Annotated in this window: 13 protein-coding genes and 1 pseudogene; 7 read left to right on the top strand and 7 right to left on the bottom strand. The window is 63.9% G+C overall.

Annotated features, from left to right (window positions below; all coding sequences use genetic code 11):
• Window positions 1–4: 4 nt before the first annotated feature.
• The 6 genes and pseudogenes from ACZYRS_RS05395 to ACZYRS_RS05370 form a co-directional block, all read right to left on the bottom strand.
• Window positions 5–8413, bottom strand: coding sequence for a beta strand repeat-containing protein (locus ACZYRS_RS05395; protein WP_463418405.1), 8409 nt, complete (start codon window positions 8411–8413; stop codon window positions 5–7).
• A gap of 806 nt (window positions 8414–9219) precedes the next feature.
• Complete coding sequence (locus ACZYRS_RS05390) at window positions 9220–9534, bottom strand: phage integrase central domain-containing protein (protein ID WP_463418404.1); 315 nt, start codon at window positions 9532–9534, stop codon at window positions 9220–9222.
• A gap of 119 nt (window positions 9535–9653) precedes the next feature.
• Window positions 9654–9914: pseudogene (locus tag ACZYRS_RS05385) on the bottom strand (Arm DNA-binding domain-containing protein); the annotation flags it as partial.
• A 164-nt stretch (window positions 9915–10078) separates the two neighbouring features.
• A complete protein-coding gene (locus ACZYRS_RS05380) occupies window positions 10079–10525 on the bottom strand; it encodes an SRPBCC family protein (protein ID WP_198786596.1) in 447 nt (148 codons plus the stop codon).
• Window positions 10526–10964: 439 nt separating this feature from the next.
• A complete protein-coding gene (locus ACZYRS_RS05375) occupies window positions 10965–11414 on the bottom strand; it encodes a helix-turn-helix domain-containing protein (RefSeq protein WP_463418403.1) in 450 nt (149 codons plus the stop codon).
• A 130-nt stretch (window positions 11415–11544) separates the two neighbouring features.
• Window positions 11545–11976 carry a GNAT family N-acetyltransferase gene (locus ACZYRS_RS05370; protein WP_463418402.1) on the bottom strand — a complete coding sequence of 144 codons (432 nt, stop codon included), beginning with the start codon at window positions 11974–11976 and terminating at the stop codon, window positions 11545–11547.
• An 82-nt stretch (window positions 11977–12058) separates the two neighbouring features.
• Between ACZYRS_RS05370 and ACZYRS_RS05365 the strand changes: the two genes are divergently transcribed.
• From ACZYRS_RS05365 to ACZYRS_RS05355, 3 genes are all read left to right on the top strand, one after another.
• On the top strand, window positions 12059–12460 hold the full coding sequence (locus ACZYRS_RS05365; RefSeq protein ID WP_463418401.1) for a DUF2946 family protein: 402 nt from the start codon (window positions 12059–12061) through the stop codon (window positions 12458–12460).
• Between the two features lie 105 nt (window positions 12461–12565).
• Complete coding sequence (locus ACZYRS_RS05360; protein ID WP_463418400.1) at window positions 12566–13183, top strand: SCO family protein; 618 nt, start codon at window positions 12566–12568, stop codon at window positions 13181–13183.
• Between the two features lie 43 nt (window positions 13184–13226).
• Window positions 13227–13709 (top strand): copper chaperone PCu(A)C, encoded by a 483-nt coding sequence (locus ACZYRS_RS05355; protein ID WP_463418399.1) that lies wholly within the window; start codon window positions 13227–13229, stop codon window positions 13707–13709.
• Window positions 13710–13978: 269 nt separating this feature from the next.
• On the opposite strand, the gene ACZYRS_RS05350 is transcribed toward ACZYRS_RS05355, so the two are convergent.
• Entirely contained in the window at window positions 13979–15619 is a 1641-nt protein-coding gene (locus ACZYRS_RS05350) for a long-chain-fatty-acid--CoA ligase (protein WP_463418398.1), read from the bottom strand.
• A 176-nt stretch (window positions 15620–15795) separates the two neighbouring features.
• Between ACZYRS_RS05350 and ACZYRS_RS05345 the strand changes: the two genes are divergently transcribed.
• The 4 genes from ACZYRS_RS05345 (at window position 15796) to ACZYRS_RS05330 (ending at window position 19881) form a co-directional block, all read left to right on the top strand.
• Window positions 15796–16467 carry a nitroreductase gene (locus ACZYRS_RS05345; protein ID WP_463418397.1) on the top strand — a complete coding sequence of 224 codons (672 nt, stop codon included), beginning with the start codon at window positions 15796–15798 and terminating at the stop codon, window positions 16465–16467.
• Between the two features lie 93 nt (window positions 16468–16560).
• Window positions 16561–18207 (top strand): lactonase family protein, encoded by a 1647-nt coding sequence (locus tag ACZYRS_RS05340; protein ID WP_463418396.1) that lies wholly within the window; start codon window positions 16561–16563, stop codon window positions 18205–18207.
• Window positions 18208–18279: 72 nt separating this feature from the next.
• Window positions 18280–19074, top strand: coding sequence for a phosphodiesterase (locus ACZYRS_RS05335; protein ID WP_463418395.1), 795 nt, complete (start codon window positions 18280–18282; stop codon window positions 19072–19074).
• Between the two features lie 30 nt (window positions 19075–19104).
• Entirely contained in the window at window positions 19105–19881 is a 777-nt protein-coding gene (locus ACZYRS_RS05330) for a helix-turn-helix domain-containing protein (RefSeq protein WP_463418394.1), read from the top strand.
• Window positions 19882–19909: the final 28 nt, after the last annotated feature.

The raw sequence follows: 19909 nt of genomic DNA, 5'->3' as shown, positions 1-19909 counted from the left end.
TGCCCTAGGGTCGAACGCTGAAGGGCGTTAGGCTGAGCGATCCGCCAGCAGTCGTTGCGTAGCCGTTGGGAACGATCAGCACGGTATAGGTGCCATCGCTAGGCAGGCCCACATTGTTGGAGCCGCTGCTTGTCAAGGCAGGCACGTTGCAGCTGATGTCGCTGCTGAAGCTGCCGCAATTGACCACTGTTGTTCGACCATCAGGGGCCAGGATGGATACGGTGACGGTCCCTCCCTGACTCACAGCAAGACCACTTGTCGCAAGCTTGAAGAACTGCCCCTTGCTTGCGCTGAAGCTATAGCGACCCGACTGCCCTGCTACTTGTGCGATGGACAAAGCAGACCCATCGGTCGCGAGGGTGCCCGTGGCTGGCGCCAGCAGTTGCATCGCCACCTGCCCGGTGCCGCCTTGGTACGGGTCGACGAACACGGTGTAGTTGCCCGTTTGCTGCAGGTTGTTCAGTTGAAGCTGGCCACTGGGCGCGTCCTTGCCGAAGTTCTGATTGCTCAACAAACTGCCGTCCGGCGCATACACGGTGAAGTAGCTCCAGGTGCCAATAAAGGTTGCACCGCTCCAATTCAGCGTCAAGCTCTGACCAGCCGTGACGTTGAACGCGTAGCGCCCGTTTTGCCCCACACGACTGGTGGTAAAGGTGGTGGCGGCCGTGCCTGCCGTGAGCGTGCCCGTGAGGTCGCTGGACAGCGTCAAGTTGCCCTTGACAGCCGTGGCAGCGCTGCTGGGCGTGACTACCACCGTGTAGGTGCCTGCGCTGGGCAGGCCGGGCAGGTTGCAGCCACCTTCGCTGCTGAAACTGCTGCAATTGATCAGCACGGTGATACCGTCCGGCGACAGAACACTCACGGACACATAGCCGCCGCTGGGCGTGAACGCCAACCCACTCGCGCCGAGGCCCAAACGCTGACCGGCAACGCCAGTGAAGGTGTAGCGCCCCGTTTGGCCAGCATCTTGGTCAATCGCCAGCACGTTGCCATCGACCATAAGTTCACCACTGTCTGGCGCCAGCAACTGCAACGCCACCTGTCCAGTGTTGGGCCCCGTGGGGTCTACGAAAAGGGTGTAAGTGCCCGTTTGTGTGAAGTTGTCCAGCTGAAGCCGGCCACTTGAATTGGACACACTGAAGCTTTGGGAATTCGAGCTGCTGCCGTCCGCTCGATAGAGCTGGAAATAGTTGGTGAAGCTCGCTGGGAAGGTGGCCCCGTTCCACACCAGTGTTAGGCTTTGCCCTGCGGTGACATTGAAGGTATAGCGCCCATTCTGGCCGGCACGGTCGGTGACGAAAGTTACCGGGTTGGCGCCCGGTGTCAGCGGACCCTTGAGGTCGCTGGACAGTGTGAGGTTGCCAGTGATCGCAGTGCTCGATGCGGAAGGCGTGATCACCACCGTGTACGTGCCTGTGCTTGGCAACGCTGGCAGGTTGCAACTCACGCCACTGCTATTGACCGAGCTGCAACCCACCAATGTCGTGATGCCATCGGGCGACAGCACGCTCACGTAGGCGCTGCCGTTGCTGGGTGCCATGATCACCCCGCTAAGTCCCAGACCCAGGTTCTGCCCCGCAGCGCCCGAGAAGGTATAGCGACCTGTCTGGCCCGCAGCCTGGCTGATCGCCAGGGGATTGCCATCCACTGCGAAAGCTGCGCTGTCGGGTGCCAACAACTGCAACGCGATCTGGCCGATGCTGGTAGCGGAGGGATCCACGAACGCGGTGTAGGTGCCACTCTGCGGCAGGTTCGTGAGATCCAACTTGCCTTCGACATAGCTGCTGGTATTGCCAAAACCGGAGGAAGTGACCTGGGAGCCATCGGGCTGGTACACACGGAGCGTGCCGCCCGTGAACGTCGACTGGCTCCATGTCAATGTGAGGTTCTGCCCCGAATTGGCACTGAAGGTATAGCGCGCATTCTGGCCCGCTCGGGTCGTGCTGAAGTTAAGCGCCGGTGCACCGGCGCTCAGAGAGCCAGTGACCTCGCTAGACAGCAACAACTGGCCGGAGAAGGCCGTGGCCTGATTGTTGGCCGTGACCACCAGGGTGTAGGTGCCGGTGCTGGGCAGAGCAGGGAGATTGCAGCTGGCTTCGGCATAGTTGGCGCCGCAATTGACAACCGAAGTTACGTTGTCCGGCGCCAGGACGTTGACGTAGGTGTAACCCCCGCTGGGCGCGAAACTGAAGCCCGTCATCCCCAAGCCCAGGCGTTGTCCCACCGTACCGGTGAAGGTGTAGCGCCCTGCTCCACCTGCCACCACACTGATGGGCAACGCGGAACCATCGATCGCGAGCGTGCCGCCTACCGGTGCCTGCAATTGCAGCGATACCTGGCCAATGCTCGCGCCACGCGGATCCACCATCACCGTGTAGACCCCGCTCTGCTGCAGGTTGTTGAGTTGAATCTGACTGCTGCCATTGGCGTAGGGATACGAATACAGGTTCGTGCCATCAGGGCCGTACACCCACAGATAGTTGGTCGACCCCGAAAACGTTCCGCCGCTCCACAGCAGGCTCAGGCTTTGGCCAGCCGTGGCGCTGAAGCTGTAGCGTCCGTTTTGCCCCACACGGCTGGTAGTGAAGGTGGTGGGAACCGCGCCAGCCGTGAGCGTGCCAGTGAGTTCGCTGGACAGAGCCAGGTTGCCCTTGACGGTCGTGGCGGAGCTGTTGGGCGTGACCACCACCGTGTAGGTGCCAGTGCTAGGCAGCACTGGCAAATTGCAGCTGCTGTCGCCACTGAAACTGCTGCAGTTGACCAGTGTCGTGACACCGTCCGGCGCCATAACGACCACGGTGACGTAGCTACTCGCAGGCGCGAGCGTCACCCCGCTCAGGCCCAGGCCCAGGTATTGGCCGGCCATGCCGGCGAAGGTATAGCGCCCTGTCTGACCGGCATCCTGGTCGACCACCAATGCGCTGCCATCGACCATCAACGTCCCACTGTCAGGCGCCAGTAACTGCATCGCCACCTGCCCGGTGCCACCTTGGTACGGATCAACGAACACCGTGTAGTTGCCCGTCTGCTGCAGGTTGTTCAGTTGAAGCTGTCCACTGGGAGCGTTGTCCTTGCTGAAGTATTGACTGTTCAGCGTGCTGCCATCGGGTGCATACACCGTGAAGTAGCTCCATGTGCCGACGAAGGTCGCACCGCTCCAGTTCAGCGTCAGACTCTGGCCGACCGTGGCACCGAAGGTGTAGCGTCCGTTCTGGCCCACGCGACCGGTGGCGAATGTAACGGGCGCCACGCCGGCCGTGAGCGTGCCCGTGAGGTCGCTGGACAGCGTCAGGTTGGCCTTGATGGCTGTGGCGGCGTTGCTCGGCGTGACCACCACCGTGTAGACACCCGTGCTGGGCAACGCCGGCAAGACACAACCGTTATTCGCGCTGTACGACCCGCAACTCACCAAGGTGGTGAGATTGTCGGGTGACAAGACGCTGATATTGGCTCCGCCCCCGGCAACCAAAGCGTCGCTGAAACCCAGTCCCAAGCGTTGTCCAACTACGCCGATGAAGGTGTAGCGCCCCGTGGCGCCGGCAGTCTGGTCGATGGCCAATGGCGCGCCATCCACGGCGATCAGGCCGTTGACCGTTTGGGACCCGGGGTTGTAATTTCCTGTGAGCGTGACAGAGACTTCAACGGCACCCGTGCTGGCGGCTGTTGGATCGATGAAAAGGGTGTAGTCGCCCGTTTGCTGGACGTTGTTCAGATTCAAGATGTCCGGCTGCGGATTAGGATGGATGCCGGTCTGGGTGTCGATGAAGCTCTTCGCCCCCAACGAACTCCCGTTGGGGCCGTAGACTGTGAATTGCCCCGGCATGCTGGACTTGCTGGCAGAGACAACCAGGTTCTGACCGGCCAGCGCCGGGAAGCTCAGGCGACCGTTGAGACCCGGGCGGTCCATCACGAACTTGAAGGTTGACCCATCCGTGGCCATGCTCTTCGGAAAGTCGTTTGACAACCAAAGCGACGCCGCGGCTGCCGTTGTGCTGCCAGGGACGATCCTGACCGAGTAGGTGCCGTCGCTGGGCAGGGTAGGCAGATTGCAACTGCCGCTGGCACTGAATGTGCCGCAGTCCACCAGCCTCGTGCTGTTGTCAGGATTGGTTATCCAGACACGGATCACGCCGGGGATGAGGGTGATCGTGGTGGTGCTGCCACTCGTGAAATTGGAGGTGTACACCACCGTGGTCTGCGTGGCCCCGGAGGGCGTGGCAACGAAATTGCTGATGCCCAGGCCGAGGTGTTCGCCCGCATTGCCGGAGAAGGTGTAAACCCCCATGGAGCCGGGCAACTGAGCCACCAGCAGCGGCGGCCCATTGGTCAGCAGCACGCCGGTGGCTGCAGCCACGAGTTGCAATGCCACCTGGCCGGTATTGGCCAGGGACGGATCAATCACGACGGTATAGCTTCCGGACTGCGGCAAGTTATTGAGTTGGAATTGACCAGCGGGATAGTTGCTGCTGCCGAAGGCGCCGCTGGCGACCATGGCGCCATCGGGCGCGTAGACGCTCATCTGGTTGCTTGAGCCCGCGAAAGTGGCGCCGCTCCAAGCTAGCGCAAGGGTCTGACCGGCCGTGCCATTGAAGCTGTAGCGACCGTTCTGGCCGACCCGGCTGGTACTGAAGGTAGTGGTAGCACCAAGGTCGATGCTGCCGATGGCATCCCGGGACAGGGTCAACTGCCCGACCACGGAGGTGCTGGAACTGTAAGGATTGACCACCACGGTGTATGTGCCCGTGCTGGGCAGGCTCGGCAAGTTGCAGCTGCCAGGCTGACTGAAACTGCTGCAGTCGATGAGGGTCGTCAGGTTGTCGGGATTGAGTATGCGGATACTGGCGGTGCCGTTCGAGGGGGTGATGGCGAGTTCGCTCCATCCCAGGCCAAGGCGCTGGCCGGCCGTACCTGTGAAGGTATAGCGCCCGATTTGGCCCGCGGATTGGCTGATGGCCAAAGGACTGCCGTCGACTACCAGTTGGTTGTCAAGCGGCGCCAGCAGCCGCAGAGACACCTGGCCCGTATTGGCCTGAAAGGGATCCACGAACACCGTATAGGTTCCGGTTTGTTGCAGGTTGTCCAATTGGCTCCGGCCGCTAGCGCTGTCAACGCTGAAATAGGGGCTGGCCAAGGTATTGCCGTTGGGTCCGTAGACGGTCAAGTAGCTCCAGGTTCCCGGGATCGTCGCGGCGCCCCACGCCAAAGTGAGGCTCTGGCCGGCCGTCGCGCTGAAGGTATAGCGCCCGTTCTGGCCGGCCCGCGCCGTGATGAAGATGGTGGGATCGGCGCCGGCGATCAGCGCACCCGTGAGGTCGCTGGACAACGTTAGATTGCCCTTGACGGCCGTGGCGGCGTTGCTGGGCGTCACCACCACTGTGTAGATGCCCGCGCTGGGCAGCACCGGCAGGTTGCAATTGCCGTTACTACTGAAACTGCTGCAATTGACCAGCGTGGTGACGCCGCCTGGCGCCATGACGGTCACGGAGACATAGCCACCAGCAGGCGTGAGCGTCAGCCCGCTCACGCCCAAGCCAAGGCGTTGACCTACCGTGCCGGCAAAAGTGTATCGGCCCGTGGCGCCTGCACCCTGGTTGATCGCCAGCGGGTCGCCATCCACCATCAGCGTCCCGCCAGCCGGCGCCAACAGCTGCAGCGCTACCTGTCCAGTGCTGGTCCGGTACGGATCCACAAACACAGTGTAGGTGCCCGTCCGTTGCAGATTGTTCAGCTGAAACTGACCACTTGCGGAACTGCCGTTGGTGAAACTCTGGCTGGTCAGAGCGCTGCCATCGGGCGCGTACACGGTGATCGTGCTAGAGCTGCCAACGAAGGTCGCACCGCTCCAATTCAAACTTAAGCTCTGGCCGGCTGTAGCACTGAAGGTATAGCGCCCGTTCTGACCGGCCCGCGCCGTGGTGAAGGCGGTGGGATCGGCCCCAGCGACCAGCGTGCCCGTGAGATCACTGGACAACGTCAAATTGCCCTTGACGGCCGTGGCGGCGTTGCCAGGAGTGAGCACCACCGTGTAGGCGCCCGTGCTGGGTAGCGCCGGCAAGTTGCAGCTGTCATCGTTGTACAAGTTGCTGCAATTGACCAACGTAGTGACGCCGCCTGGCGCCATGACGACGACGGAGACATAGCCACCAGCAGGCGTGAGCATCAGCCCGCTTACGCCCAGGCCCAAGCGTTGACCTACCGTGCCGGCAAAGGTGTAGCGGCCCGTCTGACCCGCATCCTGGTCGATCGCCAATGAACTGCCATCCACGGTCAAAGCACCGCTGTCCGGCGCTAGCAGCTGCAACGCCACCTGCCCCGTGCTGGCTCGGTAGGGGTCTACGAACACGGTGTAGGTGCCCGTCCGTTGAAGGTTGTTCAGCTGAATCTGGCCACCAGCGTAGCTGCCGTTGCTGAAGTTTTGACTGATCAGCGTGCTGCCATCAGGTGCGTACACGGTGATGTAGCTCCAGCTACCAACGAAGGTCGCACCACTCCAGTTCAAACTCAGGCTCTGGCCGGCCGTCGCATTGAAGGTATAGCGCCCGTTCTGGCCGATCCGCGCCGTGGTGAAGGTGATGGGATTCGCCCCGTCGATCAGTGCGCCCGTGAGCTCGTTGGACAGTGTCAGGTTGCCCTTGACGGCCGTGGCAGCGTTGCTTGGCGTGAGCACTGCGGTATAGGTACCCGCGCTAGGCAGCGCCGGCAGGTTGCAACTGTCGTCACTGCTGAAGCTGTTGCAATTGACCAATGTGGTGGTGCCATCAGGCGCCAGGACGGTCACGGAAACAGAACCACCTGCAGGCGCGAGCACCAGCCCGCTCAGACCCAAGCCCAGACGCTGGCCCGCAGTACCGCTGAAGGTGTAGCGCCCGCTCTGGCCGGCATCCTGGTCGATCGCCAGCGAGCTGCCATCCACCGCCAAAGTACCGCTGTCCGGCGCCAGCAGCTGCAACGTCACCTGTCCCGTGCTAGCTCGGTATGGGTCTACAAACACGGTATAGGTGCCTGTCTGCTGCAAATTATTCAGTGGAAGTCGACCGCTCGGAGAGCTGTCCTTGCTGAAATTTTGATTGGTCAACGTGCTGCCATCAGGCGCGTACACGGTGATGTAGCTCCAGCTGCCAACGAAGGTCGTACCGCCCCAGTTCAACGTAAGGCTCTGACCGGCCGTGGCACTGAAGGTGTAGCGTGCGGTTTGACCCACGCGACCGGTGGCAAAAGTGGTTGGCGAGGCCCCGGATGTCAACTGGCCCGAGGTTGACGCGGACAACAGGAGTGAAAGATTGGCACTGTGATTGCTGTCCATGGCCAGCAGCAACCGATACGTTCCGGTTTGAGGTGTGGCCGGCAGATTGCATTTGCCAGCCTCCGATACGGAGCAACTCCCGAGTACCTTACCCATCGGCGTGTAGGCCGTGATCGTCAAGGTGGCGCTGGTAGTGGGATTGGCAGCCATGCTGGCGACACCCAAGCCCAATTGCTGGCCCGCAGTTGCTTCGAAGAGGAGCAACGCCTTGGCACCCGCCGTGCCGATGTTGACAGCTGCAGCCGGGCCATCGACCACCACGCGCTGTGTAGCCACCACCGACGAAGCGGTGGTGCCCGATGGCAGTACATAAAAATCCGTGCCACTCACCGCGGTGCCATTGGCGGTGGTAATAGAAACCTTGCCCGAGCCGTTCTCGGGTACGCTGGCCGTCAATTGCGTGGCCGAGGTGGCTGCGGTGACCGCGCCTTGTGCGCCGCCAAAATTCACCCGGTTACTTGAAGCGGTGCCTTGAAAACCAGAACCCGTCAGCGTCACAACCGTGCCGACTGGGCCCATAGGGGGCGTGAAGCTGGTCAGGGTCGGAGCGGCCTGAGGGGCATTGGGGTCCACAATGAAGTTAGTAGTACTGGCAGCGCTGCCATTGCTGTTGCTCACGCTCAGCAGACCGGAGGTGGCGCCCGCTGGCACCACTACTTGCAGCGTATTGGTGTTGGCCGCACTGACGGTGGCGGTCTGTCCGTTGAACTTGACGGTATTGGCAGTGGCCGGCGAGATGAAGCCGCTGCCGAAGATCGTGACGCTGCCGCCAGGTGCCGCACTGGCGGGCGAGAAATCGTTGATGGAGAGAGTGCTACTGCTGTCTACCTTGACCGCAGTGATGTTGCCGGCGGCGTCGTATGCATACTGCGTGGTGGATCCGCTAGAGGGGATCACCTGGATCAGCCGGCCGAGTTCGTCGTAAACAAAGCGCGTGTCCGCCGCCCAAGCCCACCCCCCCACGTTTAACGCGCACGTGACTACAACCAGCGGAACCAGAATCCGCTTGGTGAAGCCAGGGAACCCAGCACGAAACGTCGCACGGCGAAACAGCCGTATCGTCAGCTCTTTTGCACCCGCGCAGACGCGCATGATGTTGGCGCCAAACACCCCTCCCATTGCCTTCTCCCCACGATTTGTTTGTATACGGTGTATGTGTGTCTGGAAGACCGCGCGGACTATAAAGTGCTGTTACCACTTTTGCCAAGTAAAACAATAAATAACTTGTTCTACGCGACGAACCTGTGTAGCGGTGTACAGCAAAAGCGTGCAAAAAAGGTTGCGTACAGCTTTTCGGCGACAGCAAGTTGATTGGCCGACGCTGTGTTTGATTGCCCCCGAAAAATTGACCCGATAGCCTCGGCTTCAAGTACGCGCTTCAGCGCCCCAATGAGGCTCGACAGATTTACACGAATGAGTGCTTCGAGATGGCCGAGGGAGCAGCAAAGAACTCTGTGATGCGCTTGTCATCTTTTCGGGGAAGACATCCTCATTTTTTGGATAACTTGCCAGTAACTGACGACCTTCACTTAACCCCCTTAGGAGCATCAGTGAACAGTCCGAGTGCGCGGTTCGAATTACCCGTAATGCGGTCCTCTGCGGAAGGACCCGTGGCCTCAAGTACCTACGATGCGCCCAGGCAGTGCACGGGAGAAACGCATGAGGTAGGTGGTGCGATTGCGCAGCGTGTCGAATGCGTTCTCGAACCGGCAGGCGCATCGCAATCCGGTCCTGCACCACTTCGCCCCCCTCCTTGGTGAAGACCAGAAACTTGCCCATCAAGAGCAGTTCGAGCACGGCCACCGAAGGCCTGCAGCGCTCCAGACTAACGACCACCGCCGGCCACCTCACCAGCATTCGGCGCTGCAGGATGAAGTCGAATTAGTTGCTCGTCGGTCGACTTTGGGGTGGTCGCGTCAATCCAAGGGTAGATCCTCCCTTGCCGCACAGCAACGCGTTCGCCATTTGTCATGCGCGATCGAACTTCGTCGGGGCGCAGTACTGCTGTCAACGAACGACGATGTCGACCGCTTAGCGGACAGCTGCGCTCGCAAACAGTGGATCTCTTTGCCCATCTCAAGCGGATCAATCTTCGCGATGGGGCGCGTGCCGATGTAGAGGAATACGTCGTTCTCCAGCCGGCCGATGATCTTGACGCCGTAGCTGTCGGCCCAGTCGGCGCGGCGCACCTCGCACCATTCGCGCGCGACGTGCTCGAAGCTGTCGAGCACGGGCAGGCCGGCTCGGGGCGCGCCGTCGCTTCACGGGCTTGGACATGCGCCGCACGGACGGCCTTCCTTGCTTCGCTGGGGTCGATGCCTTGGGCCACCTTCCTGCGCGCGTCCTCGGCGCGCTCGCGGGTCAGGCCGATGCCGATGGTGGGGTAGGTGCCAAGCGAGAACGTTTTGCGCTTGCCGGCGATGCTGTAGTCGAAGCGCCATCCATGAGCGCCGCCGTTCACGAAGAGCAGGATGTAGAGGCCGTCGCCGTCGGAAATGCGCCTGCGCGGATCGCCGGGTTTGATGGATCGGGGAGAGGTGTCGGAACCGATTGGATTGCGTGGCGTAGTGATTTTCCAGGTGCAGTAACTGATGCAGGAACTCAGATTCACACCCGGACCAAATTCTAGGTCTGGCGCGGCTTACAAGGATCTTTCGATCCAGTGAAGCCACCAACACTGCCGAAGCGGTTCTCCGCTGAAGCCCAAAAGCCCTAGGTAGATCAACTACTTAGGGCTTTTTTTCGTCCTGTCGCCAGGCAATCCCGCGGCGACTGCTACTCGTTGATCTCCGGCTCGACCAGCCTGGCCAGGTTGCGCAGCGACTCCTGCCAGCCCAGATAACAGGCCTCCACCGGAATCACCTCGGGCAACCCTTCCTGGACGATGCTCAGCTCGGTGCCGACCGACACCTCTTTCAACGTGACGGTCACGTGGATCTTCCCGGGCAGGTTGGGATCGTCGAACACGTCGGTGTAGCGCAGCAGCTGGTTCGGCACGAGCTCGACGTATTCGCCACCGAACGAATGGCTCTTGCCCGTGGTGAAGTTGGTGAACGACATCTTGTACTTGCCGCCCACCCTGGCGTCCATCTCGTGGACCTTCCCCGTGAAGCCATTGGGCGGCAGCCACCGCGCCTTGGCGTCGGCATCGAGAAATGCGCGATAGACCTTTTCGGGCTTGGCGGCGAGGACGCGATGCAATCTGACTGTGTTGGTGCTCATGGTTCTTCCTTTCGAAACCGCGAGCCTACGAACATCCGCAGCGCATCACAAGGACCGAGAAACCGTAGATCCTGCCAACCGCGCGCGGCGCTCGACCCGCGTCCGATGCCGGCGCGGAGCCGTCTGTATCTCTTCGTACAGACGCTTACTCCTTTGGCCTACAGGCAATCGCACGCGGAAATGAAAAATCCCATCCCATGCTCGAAATGGAAGACCCCGACTCACACGGCTTGGCAGCCCAGGCGGCAGAGTGGCGGCGGCGCGCGCTTCGAGGCGATCGGGATGCGCGGGGCATCGCCCATGCGCTCGAAGTGGAAGTGCGACGGTTGCGCGGCGGAGCGCCGATCGCGGCCCACGATCTGGACACTCGTCCCTTGGCCGACTGGCCATCCGTGCGGCCTTGGTGGAAGCCCTGGCAAGGCTGGTGAGGCAGATGCGTCTATTCGGCGCCCAACCGCTCGACCACTTCCTGCTTGCTCAGTTCTCTTGCAGCGGCAAGCCTCTGCAACTGCGCCGCACGCGGCCGGGCTTTGCCCTGTTCCCAGTGATAGATCGTCTGGCCCGACACGCCAACGAGCTTCCCGTACGACGCAGCTGAAAGACCGAGCTTGCCGCGATGCGTGGCCAGCCGCGTCGCGCTGAATCGCCGCTTCGGCCCCGCCTCGCCCGACTCGTCCGTCTGATCGGCATCGTCGGCAGGCGCTCGCCGAGCGGTGCCTTTGGCGGCGCGTCGCAATTCCTTTTCCAGTGCACTCACCTGCCGGCGCAATGCGGCGATCGAGGCGCGATGTTGGGCGGAGGCCTTCTTGAGGATGTCGATCTCCGCGCGAACTTCTTTCCTGGCAACGCGTGAGATCTCGGCTTTGAGGATGGATGCAATATTGGGCATGCCGGCATTGTGACCACATAGCGAGTCCGCGGCTGTCAGGATTCTTGACCAGAGACGCGGGCGTGGAGCTCCTTGCCCACGGCCAGCGATGAACGCGCGAGCGCCTTGCCCGCCTCAGGCTTCGCCACGTTCAGGGCACGCGCGCGTAGGCATCCGGCACGTACTTCTCCATCAACGTGTGCGGCCGCGACGGCGGCGTGAAGCCGAACTTCGCATAGAGCCCGTGCGCATCGCCGGTCGCCAGCATGAAGCGCCGCAGCCCCTGCAGTTGCGGATGGGCCATGACCGCGGCGACCATGGCCGCGCTGTACCCGTTGCCGCGATGCGCCTTCAGCACGAACACATCGACGAGGTAGGCGAACGTTGCGTAGTCGGAGACGACCCGCGCGAACGCCACCTGCGCATCGCCGAGGAAGCCGCCGAAGTTCAGCGAGTTGTCGATGGAGGTGCGCACGGTCTCGATCGGAATCTGCCGCGCCCACGCCGACTCTTCCGCCAGGAAGCGATGGATGAGCGGCACGTCCAGGTCCTCGATCGCGGTGGAGATTCGAAGTTGCTGCATGCCGGCGAGCATAAGCAAAGCCCTTTCGTTGGAGAAGTCCTGGCGCATGCCCCGTCATGCGTGTCACCGATAATCCGCGCCAATGCCCACGCCCTTCCACGCCGCACAGAACAGGCACGCAGCCCCTGCGGTCTTGCGGCGTCCCGGTGTGCCGCTGATCCGATGGGCGCTGCTGTGGTTCGCGCTGTCGCTCGGCGCGGCCATCGCCTCGCCGATGGTGCATCCGGTGTCGATGGAGCTGGTCTGCTCGGCCAGCGGTTCGGTCAAGGCCATCGTGCACACCGACGATGGCGCGCACGAACTGGGCGCCGGTCACCTCGACTGCCCGCTGTGCGTGCTCGGCGGCGCACCGCCCGCAACGCCGGGCGTGTCGCTGCCATCGGTCGCACCCGCGGTCCACGCGGCCACGCCGTTCGCGCGTGCGCACATCGCCGCCATCACCGCGGCACCGCCCCCGGCGCGCGGGCCTCCCTCGCTCTCCTGAATCGCTTCCGGTTTCCGCGCATGTGATGCCGTCTTGTTGACGGCACCGCATCGCGCGTTCCCGCCATTCATGCGATCACGATCACGATCGCCAGAGAGAGCTTTCATGCACACGATACGACCCAAAGAATTTTCACGACGGCACCTGCTCGTCGCCGGCTGCGGCCTCGCCGCGCTGTCTCTCGCCGCTTGCGACAAGGTCCTGCCCGCGCGCTTCAACGGCATCGACATCACCGGCGCCAACTACGCGCAGGATTTCCGTCTCACCGACCCCGACGGCCGCGAGCGCACCGTGGCCGATTTCAGGGGCAAGGCCGTGATGCTGTTCTTCGGCTTCACGCAGTGCCCCGACGTCTGCCCCACCGCGCTGCTGCGCGCCGCCGAGATCCGCCACATGCTCGGCGCCGAGGGCGAGCGGCTGCAGGTGATCTTCGTCACCGTCGATCCGGAGCGCGACACGCCCGTCGTGCTCAAGGCCTACACGAACGCATTCGATGCGAGCTTCATCGGGCTCTACGGCGACCTGCAACGAACCAGCGAAACGGCCAAGGCCTTCAAGGCCTATTACAAGAAAGTGCCCACCGGCGCTTCGTACACGATGGACCATTCGGCCTTCAGCTACGTGTACGACCCGCAAGGAAAAGTGCGGCTGGTGCTGCGCCACGAACAGAGCGCGCAGGAATGCACCGAAGACCTGCGCACGATTCTCAAGACGACCGCCTGAGCACCGACTCGATCCGATCCATTCATCCAAGGAGATTTCTCTCATGACGAACATGACCCCCATCGCCCGCATCCTCGCCCTCTCCGCCGCTTCGTTCCTCGTGGCCACCGCGCATGCACAGGTCACCGTGAAGGAGGCGTGGGTGCGCGCCACCGTGCCGCAGCAGCAGGCCACCGGCGCGTTCATGCAGATCAGCGCCGCGAAGGACACCCGGCTCATCTCGGCCAGCTCGCCCGTCACGCCGGTCGTCGAAGTCCACGAGATGGCCATGCAGGACGGCGTGATGCGCATGCGCCAGGTGCCCTCGGTCGCGTTGCCCGCGGGCAAGACGGTCGAGCTCAAGCCCGGCGGCTATCACGTGATGCTGCTCGATCTCAAGCAGCAGGTGAAGGAAGGCGACACGGTGCCGCTCACGCTGGTGTTCGAAGGGCAGGACGGCAAGCGCGAGACGCTGGAGGTGAAGGCGCCGGTGCGCGCGCTCAACAGCGCGGCCAAACCTGCTGCGCACGACGCTCACAAGCACTGAGCGAAGTCGCAAGAGATCGATCGCCGATCGCTGCGCGCGAGCGGCCGGCGATGTTACGCAAGACCGCCGCGCATCGCACATGAAATCTGCTGAGGATTTCCCCTTATGCCGGCTGCGAACGCACCAGTTTGCGTCGCACGTTTTCCCCGCCGGCCGAAGGGCTGCTCATTCAACAGGCAACGTGGTGGGAAGCCCCGCCATTGCTCGCTTTGAAGCCCGCCCTCCTCCGGCAACCCACAGAGTTGTCCACAGAAAAATCGAACAAGTCATCAAACTGACTTCGCCGCGACATATCCCTTGAACATTTCCCGCAGCCTGGTTTTCAGCAGCTTGCCGGTGGCTGTATGCGGCAGGCTGTCGACGAAAGCCACGTCGTCGGGCAGCCACCACTTCACCACGCGCGTCGAAAGAAAAGTGAGCAGTTCCTCGCCCGTGACCTCCATGCCCGCGCGCTTGACCACGATGAGCAATGGCCGCTCCTGCCACTTCGGATGCGCGATGCCGATCACCGCGGCCTCGGCCACGGCCGGGTGCGCGCTCGCGGCGTTCTCCAGGTCGATGGACGAGATCCACTCGCCGCCCGACTTGATGACGTCCTTCGCGCGGTCGACCAGCTGCACGTAGCCGTCTTCGTCGATGGTGGCGACGTCGCCCGTCGGAAAGAAGCCTTCGGCGTCGAGCACGCTGCCGCCCTCGCCCTTGAAGTAACCGCTCGCGATCCACGGACCGCGCACGTGCAGGTGGCCGAAGGCCTTGCCGTCGTGCGCGAGGCGCTGGCCGTCTTCGCCGGCGATCTTGATCTCGACGCCCCAGACGCCCCGGCCCTGCTTCATCTTCACCGTGGTCTGCGCCTCCTTGGACAGCGCGCGATGCTTGGGCAGCAGGTTGCCGATCACGCCGATGGGACTGGTCTCGGTCATGCCCCAGCCCTGCACGAAGTCGGCGTCGAAGTCGCGCTCGAAACGCTCGATCATGGCGCGCGGCGTGGCCGCGCCGCCCACGCCGATGCGCTTCAAGCCAATGGCGTGCGTGTCGATTTCGGGATGCGCATCGAAATACTGGAACAGCATGAGCCAGATGGTCGGCACGGCCTGCGAGAAGCCGACCTTCTCGTCGCGCATCAGCTCGTACAGGCTCTGCGGGTCCATGTGCGGGCCGGGCATCACCAGCTTCATGCCGGTCATGGCCGCCGCATACGGCATGCCCCATGCATTGGCGTGGAACATCGGCACCGCGAGCAGCAGCGTCATCTGCGAGTTGACGCCGAAGGTGTCGGGCGCGCACTCCATCAGCGAATGCAGCACGGTGGAGCGGTGCGAATACAAGACGCCCTTGGGGTTGCCCGTGGTGCCCGAGGTGTAGCAAAGCGACGAGGCCGTGCGCTCGTCGAACGAGGGCCAGGTGTGGTGCTCGCTCTGCGCGCCGACGAGCTCGTCGTAGCACAGCAGGTTGGGCACATCGATGGCGGGCATGTGCGCGCGATCGGTCATCGCGATGAAGGCGCGCACGGTCTTCAGCTGCGGCGCGAGCTTCTCGACCAGCGGCGCGAAGGTGGTGTCGAAGAACAGCACCTTGTCTTCCGCGTGGTTCACGATGTAGTCGATCTGCTCCGGAAAGAGCCGCGGGTTCACCGTGTGCAGCACCGCACCCGAACCCGAGACGCCGTAGTACAGCGCGAGGTGGCGGTGCGTGTTCCATGCGAGCGTGCCCACGCGGTCGCCGGGCGCCACGCCCAGCACCTTCATCGCATTGGCCACCTGCTTGGCGCAGCGCTGCACCTCGCCGTAGTTGGTGCGATGAACAGGCCCCTCCACGGAGCGCCCCACGATCTCGGCACGCGGGTGGAAGGTGGCCGCATGGTCGATCAGCGAAGAGATCAACAGCGGGCGGTCTTGCATCAATCCGAACATGTTCTTGTCTCCTGTGCGCCAACGGGAATCTCATGCAGCGGCCGGCTGCATCGTAGGCAGGGCCTCGCGCGCGCCACATCGTCGGAACGGACGATTGAGCACCTGAGGGTTGCCCCTAGCATCGGTGTCATCCAGGACGATTTCGTCCCGCCTTTCTTCCGAGTGAAAGCCAAAGCATGAACGTGTACGAAGCCGTTGCGAGCCGCCGATCGGTGCGCGAATTTTTGAGCGACCCCGTGGCGCCCGACGTCATCCGCCGCGTGCTGCAGCAAGCATTGCGCGCGCCCTCGGGCGGCAACCTGCAGCCCTGGCACCTGCACGTGGTGGGCGGCGAACGGCTCGATGAACTCAAGGCGCTCATGCGCACCCGCGTGCACGAAGCGCCGACCGGCGAAGGCACCGAATACGACATCTACCCGCGCGAGCTCGTCGCGCCTTATCGCGACCGCCGCTTCGCGGTCGGCGAGGCGATGTATGCGCGCCTGGGAATTCCGCGCGAGGACAAGGCCGCGCGGCGCGCATGGTTTGCGCGCAACTACCAGTTCTTCGGCGCGCCGCTCGCGCTGTTCTGCACGGTGGACCGCCGCATGGGTCCGCCGCAGTGGTCGGACCTGGGCATGGTGCTGCAGAGCGTGATGCTGCTGCTGCGCGCCGAGGGCCTGGACAGCTGCCCGCAGGAATGCTGGGCGATGTACCCGCAGACCATCGGCCGCTTCATCGAACTGCCGCCCGAGCGGATGCTGTTCACGGGCATGGCCATCGGCTACGCGGACCGCAGTAAGCCGATCGATGCGCTGGTGACCGAGCGCGCGCCTTTGGATGAAGTGGCGCAGTTCATCGGTATCTGACGAGCGCGCGGAAAGTACGCCTATCGGCGGACGTGCAAATGGAACGATGTGCCGCTAACATCGCTCCCGCCCGTTTGTTGCAGGAGGTAAAAAATGCCCGCGATGCCGCTCGTTTCTCGTCTTCGTCTTGCCCTGTTCGTCCTGGTGCCGTTGGCGCTCGCTTCGTGCGGCGGCGGTGGAGGCGGTGGCGGCTTCTCGTTCTTTCCCTTTCCGCCACCGTCGACCGCGGCGAAGTACGCGGTGGGCGGCAACGTCAGCGGCCTGCAGGGCAGCGGCCTCGTGCTGCAACTCGCTGGTGCCACCGATGTGGCCGTGGCGGCCAACGGCGCCTTCGTCTTCAGCGAGAAACTCGACAAGGGCGCGAGCTACGCGGTGAGCGTCAAGCAGCAGCCCTCGACGCCCTCGCAGACCTGCACCGTGAACAACGCGTCCGGCACCATCGGGAATGCCGACGTCGCCAACGTGGCGGTGGTCTGCGCCACCACGAGCCAGAAGGTGAGCGTCGCCGTCACGGGCCTAGACGCGGCCGGCGGGCTGGTGCTGCAGAACAATGCGGGCGACGACCTCGCGGTGAGCACCGACGGCACCTTCAGCTTCGCGACGCAGGTGGCAGTCGGCGCCGACTACGGCGTGACGGTGAAGACGCAGCCCACCGCGCTGCAGGTGTGCATCGCGAAGCAGGCGTTCGGCACGGTGACCACGGCGCCCATCGCCTCGGTGACGATCGCCTGCACGACGCCGGGCGCCGATCGCTTTGCCTTCACCGCCAACGAGGGCACGGGCGATGTTTCGATGTACATCGTCAATTCCGATGGCAGCCTGACGGATGCCGGCCGCTTCCCCGTGGGCGGGACGCCTCAGCATGTGACCACGCACCCTTCGAAGCCGTACATCTACGCCAGCAACATCTCAGGCGCCACCAGGGGCGTCATCCAGTACACCATCGACACCACCACCGTTCCCACGGGCACGCTGACACAGCAGCGCGCCATCACCGCAGGTGTCGGAACGAACCCGTACTTCGTCGGTATCGCGCCCAACGGCCAGCATGCCTACGTGATCGGGGACGGGTCGCTGCACACCCTCGACGTCGATCCCAACACAGGCGAACTCACCGGCGGCACGGCCGTTGCCGGTGGCGTCAGCCGCAAGATCGGCCTGGACCCCCAAGGCCGCTTCGCGTTCGTGGTGGTCAACGGCAACTCCCTGGCCACGTTCCGCCTGGACCCGGCCACAGGCGCGCCGATCTCTCCGCCCGCGTCGGTCGCGCTGCCCGGCAGCAGCGGACTCACCGACATCGCCGTCGAACCCACCGGCCGCTTCGCCTATGCCAACGTCGGCAACAACCCCGGCACGCTGCTCGCGTACGCGATCGACGCGACCACTGGCGCGCTGACCCAGATCGGCTCGGTCCCCGCCGGCAACACGCCCTTCGGCATGGCCATCGATCCGAGCGGCCGCTTCCTGTATGCGGCGAACAGAAGCTCCAACAACGTCTCGGCGTACAGCATCGACCCGCGCACCGGCGCGCTCACGCCGGTGCCGGGCCAGCCTTTCGCGGCGGGCAACGTGCCCAACTCCGTGACCGTGGACCGCACGGGCCGCTTCGCCTACACGGCCAACCAAGCCGACAACACGATCACCTTCTTCACGATCGACAGGGCGACCGGCGCGCTCGGTACGGGCGTGAGCATCGTGTCCTCGGGCGGCGGGCCGCAATTCCTCGCGCTCACGAAATAAAAAGGCGCCCGCCACCGGCACGGGGAACGGATCGTGCTTGACGGAGAGAACCATTCAGGCGCCTCCCCCGTCATGCTCATCGCACAGATCTCCGACCCCCATGTCCGGCCCGCCGGCCAGCTGTACCAGGGCGTGGTCGATTCGAACCGGATGTTCGAAGCGGCCATCGCCCACCTGCATGGGCTCGACCGACAGCCCGACCTGGTGCTGCTGACCGGCGACCTCGTCGATGAAGGCCGCCCCGAGGAGTACGCGCAGGTGCGCCGCCTGCTCGCGCAACTCGCGCTGCCGTACCTCGTCATCCCCGGCAACCACGACCATCGCGAGAACTTCCGCGCCGCCTTCGCGGACCACGCCTATCTGCCCACCACGGGCGCGCTGCACTACTGCATCGACACGCACCCTGTGCGCATCGTCGCGCTCGACGCTTGCGTTCCCGGGCTGCATCACGGACACGCCGATGCCGAGGGTCTCGCGTGGCTGCAGCGCACGCTCGATGCCGACCGTCAGAAGCCGACGCTGCTGATGCTGCATCACCCGCCGTTCGCGAGTGGCATTCCGTACATGGACAGCTACCGGTACATCGACGCCGCGCCGCTCGAAGCCATCGTGCGAAGCGCCGGCAACATCGAGCTTGTGCTTTGCGGCCACGTGCACCGCACGATGCTCAAGCGATGGGCGGGCACGGTCGTCTGTTCGTGCCCGAGCAGCACGACCGAGATCGCGCTGCGGCTGGCGCCCGACGCGGCGCCCGCGTCTTACGCGGGGCGGCCGGGCTGCATGCTGCACCTGTGGAACGAGGCCGAGGGCATGGTGAGCCACGTGAGCCACATCGGAAAGATGGACGGGCCCTACCCGTTTGCGTGACACTGCCGCTCGCGAATTCGCACCCACGCCATGCCCCAGGAACGAACCCTTCTCTACGCCGGACGCGAGTTCGAGGTGGAGCACGTTCGCTCGCATGCGCATGGCCATGAATGGAGTGTGCCTTACGTCATGGCGTCGCAGCGCATCGTCTTTCCGATCAGCCGCGCGATGCTGGACCTGCGTTTCGGCAACGACACCTGGCTGGTCGATGGGCTCACCACCATCAGCTTCGGCGACGCAGCGGTCTATCAGCTGCGGCCGGGTGCGCAGGCCGCGCGGCGCAGCGTGGTCGTCAGCGGGCATCGCCGGATCTCGGCGCATGCAGCGCCGGCTGTCTGCTTCCTCTCGCCGAAGTCGCTCTACCGCGTCCACGCCGCGCAGCAGCAGCTTCGATCCGGCGATGGCGATGCGACGCCGATCGCCTCGCTCGTCGACGAACTGCGTTGCGCGCGCCGGCTGGTGCCGCTGACGGGCCCTGTCGCCGGCGCACGGCGGCTGCTCGCGGAAACCGCGGACCGGCATGCGGGCCCGTCGCTGCATGAAGTCGCCGATGCCGTCTCGCGCTCGCCGTTCCACCTGGCGCGCAGCTTCAGGACGCAAACCGGCCTCAGCCTGCACCAGTACCGCCAGCACCTGCGCCTGGCCACGGCGATGGAGCGCCTGGTCGATGGCGACCGCGACCTGCCTGGCATCGCGCACGATCTCGGCTACTGCAGCCAGAGCCACCTGGGCGCCGTGTTCCGGCACGCGGTCGGCGTCACGCTGGGCGAAGCCCGCCGCACGCTGGGGCCGGGCGCACGAATCTGATAGCTTTCGCGCCGGGCCGTCGCGAGAC

It is taken from the genome of Variovorax sp. AC194, from assembly GCF_979257995.1.
This window is presented reverse-complemented; position numbering and strand designations above follow the sequence as displayed.